General features: G+C 45.1%; 5 protein-coding genes. 1 reads left to right on the plus strand and 4 read right to left on the minus strand.

What is annotated here, in order from left to right; all coding sequences use genetic code 11:
* Positions 1-261: 261 nt before the first annotated feature.
* From BM613_RS14035 to BM613_RS14055, 4 genes are all read right to left on the minus strand, one after another.
* Positions 262-507, minus strand: a complete 246-nt coding sequence (locus tag BM613_RS14035) for a hypothetical protein (RefSeq protein ID WP_109431788.1) — start codon at positions 505-507, stop codon at positions 262-264.
* A gap of 242 nt (positions 508-749) precedes the next feature.
* Positions 750-998, minus strand: coding sequence for a hypothetical protein (locus BM613_RS14040; RefSeq protein WP_109431789.1), 249 nt, complete (start codon positions 996-998; stop codon positions 750-752).
* Positions 999-1033: 35 nt separating this feature from the next.
* Positions 1034-1300 (minus strand): hypothetical protein, encoded by a 267-nt coding sequence (locus BM613_RS14045; RefSeq protein WP_109431790.1) that lies wholly within the window; start codon positions 1298-1300, stop codon positions 1034-1036.
* Positions 1301-1569: 269 nt separating this feature from the next.
* Positions 1570-2064, minus strand: coding sequence for a hypothetical protein (locus BM613_RS14055; RefSeq protein WP_181363200.1), 495 nt, complete (start codon positions 2062-2064; stop codon positions 1570-1572).
* Positions 2065-3036: 972 nt separating this feature from the next.
* On the opposite strand from BM613_RS14055, the gene BM613_RS14065 reads away from it, so the two are divergent.
* The gene (locus tag BM613_RS14065) at positions 3037-3324 is read left to right on the plus strand and encodes a hypothetical protein (protein ID WP_109431794.1); all 288 of its coding nucleotides are present in this window, start codon (positions 3037-3039) and stop codon (positions 3322-3324) included.
* Positions 3325-3487: the final 163 nt, after the last annotated feature.

Genomic DNA, 3487 nt, shown 5'->3' on the forward strand with positions numbered 1-3487 from the left:
GGGGGGGGGGGGCGAAAATGCCCCAAAATGGCGTACAGGGATGCAGGGGGTGGATCGCTGTAAGGGCGTATAAGGCGATTAAATTGGAGTCTATGGTAATGTACAGAGGAGGGGGGGGTCCAGGTTCTTAGAGCGCGAATGGTGGAGTTATTGGTGAGGAATATGTGGTCAGCAGGGCTGCGCGGGAGGTGGTGCGGGTACAAAAACGAAAACGCCCCGTTGGACTTCAACAGGGCGCGGATTGTATAATGCAGTTAGAAGTTATTTATTATCTAATAGTACCGCCCAGGTATTATCTGGAAGCGTACCGATACCAAGAATGCGAACCTTCCACTTGGCGCGAGAGTTGTACCTGTCCACCAGCTCTTGCGCTGCATAAGCTGCATTCGCTTCGCTGTTGAGGCGGTAGTCAATGGGGGTAACAACACACATATCAAGGCCGACAGCTTTATAGCGACGACATTTCGTTTCGGTAGCGGACAGTGTTTTTACATGGATAGCTTGCATAATAATTTCCTCAGTTAACTATGCGGATTGCATATTATTGCCCACTGTTACTATGGGCAATGTATATGTCACTCAGCGGACACATATTCTAACGCTTGTGATAGTGTAGCGAAGTGACCATCACTTACCAGATTAATAGCGTACTCAAGTTCATCTCGGGTCAGGTTGCGAAACTTGTTACGGATGTGATAGCAACGACCGCGATAAATAAGCTGGAAATAGTTGCGTTCCATAATTATCCCTCATGCAGTAATAATGAAGGAGTAACCGCTTTGATCCGGGAGCTCTCCACCAGCTACGATCTTAAACTCGGCGTCCATTTTAGCGTTTAACTTTTTGACCAGTTCTTCCACTGCGGCGCGGTGGTTTCCGTATGTGTCCAACTGGTAACTCCAGGCAATAGTCACGGAACTATTCCAGCATGTTGCTTTTACACGATCGCCACGGGACATAGTTGGAGCCAGGAATTTAGTGATAATTGCTTGTGCCATGATAATTACTCCTTAAATTATGTTAATGTTAATATTTACTCAGCGCGAAGGCCCATCGGGTGAATAGTTTGCTTCTGAAATTCAGCATACGCTTCAGCGATCAGCTTGTCCCAGTATTCTTTAACTTCCGGATAGTTACTGGAAGTGAATATCACACCTTTGTGAGTATGAATTTCATACTGACAGCATGTTTCTTCTTCGGTCCACAGGTCAAATTCGTGACGGTGGTACAGGTAGAAGGACTGACGGTTCAACACAACTCGAGCCATTTCAACGAAAGAATTCTGGTTAGGTTTACGCATGATAATCACTCCGGTAAAATTACAGTCACGTTAATATTTGCAATGCGAGCGCACTCGGTGAAACCTTTTACATAAGCATCCATTTCGTCATAGGATGCGAATGTCACGTCCGGGACTGGTCCGTTGTTAATATTCACGCAATATTCGTGTTCGTCCAGGTCAACCCAACAATATAGAACGATAGTTTCCATATTATTTGCCCTCCGTATAGTACAGTCCTGCAACTATTGGAGCACCGAATACCAAGAACGCTAATAAGTAGAACATAATTAGTTGCCCCCTTTATTATTGAGCCCGTGGAATTTACGCCATGCGTAGAATTCAATCGTTGCATTATTAATATTCCAACCATTAGCTTTCGCAAGGTCACGGACGTTACCAATAGTTGGCACACCATTAGGCAACATATTATCCAGAGCGTTCCAAACGTCTGCACATTTACCTTTAATCGGGCGGCGGACCCCGTTGCGCGTTTCGCTGCGCGTTTTACCTTTGACGGGAGCGACCGGAGCTTGTTGTGTGGTCACTTCCACGACAGTTGCTTTATCAGCTTCAACCAGATCGTTAGCTGCCTTATTAACGGCGCTTTCGCTGTACCAGTAGCGGCCACCGTCTTCGTGCGGTTCCTGGTGAATAAAGCTGTTAGCTGTCGCTGTGTCTACGTCCAGAACCTTTTTTAAGGCGCGGCGAGCGTTAGACATAGTGGCGAAGAAGCGAGCATCTTTTGCTACGCGGGTGATAGTTGCCATTGTAAATATCTCCATGTTGTTCTAGCGGATTGCTAGTGGGAGCCCACTGTAACAATGGGCAACCATTAGCACGCTAGTAATGTTGAATGACCTTCGCTATCATTGTAATAAAGCAGAACACAGACCAAAGGCTATTCGCTTGACATACTGGTCTACCATACATTACGCTATAAGAGCTGACAGTACCGTCCTCGTTGATGCGAATATATAACGGGGTGCTGGAATACTTTTCGTTGCCCGGGAGCATTACTAAATACTCGTCGAAACCCCAATCCCCGTCGACTTTTTCCGCAGTAAGGCCCAGCTGATACAGGCGCTTGCCGATAATACGTTTGGTGATCATGGACTGGGACATAGAACGCGGTAAGTAGATAATGGACATAATGCAATCTCCCTTCGGGTGAGGCGGGCGCGGAACCCGTGTCCCGCTTGAAAACCCCCTTTACCCTACGCATTTATAATATGACAACGGGGTATCGGATGCAACTATTATCTGCACTATTTTAGAACTTTTTTAGTTGTGTTTCATAATAATAACATCCGGGACTATACGGTAGACGGTGTGCCGGAAATACCAGGTAGCGCGAGCGTGTCGAAAATACCAGGTAACAGCACGCGCCGAACATACCAGGCCGCACATACATAGACAGCACATAGTGGGCAGGTGGATAGTAACAGATGTAATTATACTGGACGGTATAATATAGTCATGTAGTAGATAGCATACTAATCAAATAAAAAATAATAACGAGTGCAACAATAAACAACATAACAATAGAACAAGTGACAGTCACATCACGTAACGATCACCTCACTGACGATCATGGGACGTTATAGTAACGCCGCGGGGCGGCTCTTAGATCTCTGCCAAGGATTCATCGTTTGTAGATTATCTCGTCACTAGACACTTTATATCCTCACCTCACCTGCCCTATATTGTTCGTATAAAGTTAATTCCGTATGTAAATACTCGAGAGGAGATCTATTATGTTCGTTCTGGCTTTCAGTAGTGCAATATGGCTAGGTATTAACTGGATTCTTGCAATTATTTTGGGTCTTGTGATCTGGTATGTACCGTTTATGCGTTACGCTGTCATTGTTTCGCTTGCATATTTAGTTGTTAAATATTTCTTCGTATGGTGTGTATGCAATCCACAAGCTGCAAACATCAAACGTAAGAAAGCGAACTTCTTTAGTGTGCTTATTTTAGGTTCACTGATTGTGTACGCATGGTTGCTCGGTGCGCAGAACTTAGGCTGGTTCACGCTGCCTTAATGTGGTCACTAATTGTTGCGGCCGGCTATGTTAATCAACTTGCGTATCCTGTTATAGTTATTCCGTTAACGTTAAAGGGGTTTATATGAACGAGAATATAGTTAAAGCCTGGTCTATCTTACGACCACAGCTGAAAGATGATCGTGTCGCTTTTGTTTTATGT

It is taken from the genome of Sulfoacidibacillus thermotolerans (genome assembly GCF_003144315.1).
Classification (GTDB): domain Bacteria; phylum Bacillota; class Bacilli; order Alicyclobacillales; family SLC66; genus Sulfoacidibacillus; species Sulfoacidibacillus thermotolerans.

Bases quoted from the DNA above. Each gene is read 5' to 3' on its own strand.
- BM613_RS14035 (WP_109431788.1), bottom strand. From the start codon at position 507: ATGCAAGCTATCCATGTAAAAACACTGTCCGCTACCGAAACGAAATGT.
- BM613_RS14040 (WP_109431789.1), bottom strand. From the start codon at position 998: ATGGCACAAGCAATTATCACTAAATTCCTGGCTCCAACTATGTCCCGT.
- BM613_RS14045 (WP_109431790.1), bottom strand. From the start codon at position 1,300: ATGCGTAAACCTAACCAGAATTCTTTCGTTGAAATGGCTCGAGTTGTG.
- BM613_RS14055 (WP_181363200.1), bottom strand. From the start codon at position 2,064: ATGGAGATATTTACAATGGCAACTATCACCCGCGTAGCAAAAGATGCT.
- BM613_RS14065 (WP_109431794.1), top strand. From the start codon at position 3,037: ATGTTCGTTCTGGCTTTCAGTAGTGCAATATGGCTAGGTATTAACTGG.